Here is a 535-nt window from a genome sequence, read left to right on the forward strand (position 1 = left end):
GTTGCCGTCCATCACGCAGGCTACGTGCCGCGGCACCGCACGCACCGGCCTGTCGTCCTGCCGCAGCTCGTCGCCGTACTGTTGCCCGCCCGTCCGGTCCTCCGTGGCCGGCCGGGCGGGCGGGACGCCGTGGTCGGTCACGCCCAGCCCCGTCTCACCCGGACCGGCACGGTCGGCCCTACCGCGCTCGGTCACGCCCACCCCGTCTCGCCCATACCCACGCCCCACCGGCGCGTTCCCTCCCAAGAGCCTGACGGCGCGCAAGAGTCCTGACCGGCCAATCGGGTGACTGTCACCCTTGGCTCATACGTCCGATTTACGCGTTCCGGCATCGGTGGCTTCTCCGCTGACCGCGATCAACAGCCCGCGGTCCACGCGCGGGCGGCCGGCGCGGAAGGCCGACTCGTGAAGGCGTCGAGGTAGACGATGTGGTCCATGCGTCCTCCCCGAAGTGGGCGTGGTCGACCTTTGCCGCGATCGAGGTCGGTTCGCTCGAGGTGGATGATCTGTCCGGGGAAGTGGGCGTAGAGAGCGA

At 70.7% G+C, this 535-nt stretch carries 1 pseudogene; it reads right to left on the reverse strand.

Going from position 1 to position 535, the window contains the following annotated elements:
- Positions 1-195: pseudogene (locus BHU15_RS41005) on the reverse strand (polyprenyl diphosphate synthase); the annotation flags it as partial.
- Positions 196-535: the final 340 nt, after the last annotated feature.

It is taken from the genome of Streptomyces niveus (assembly GCF_001723055.1).
GTDB lineage: Bacteria > Actinomycetota > Actinomycetes > Streptomycetales > Streptomycetaceae > Streptomyces > Streptomyces niveus.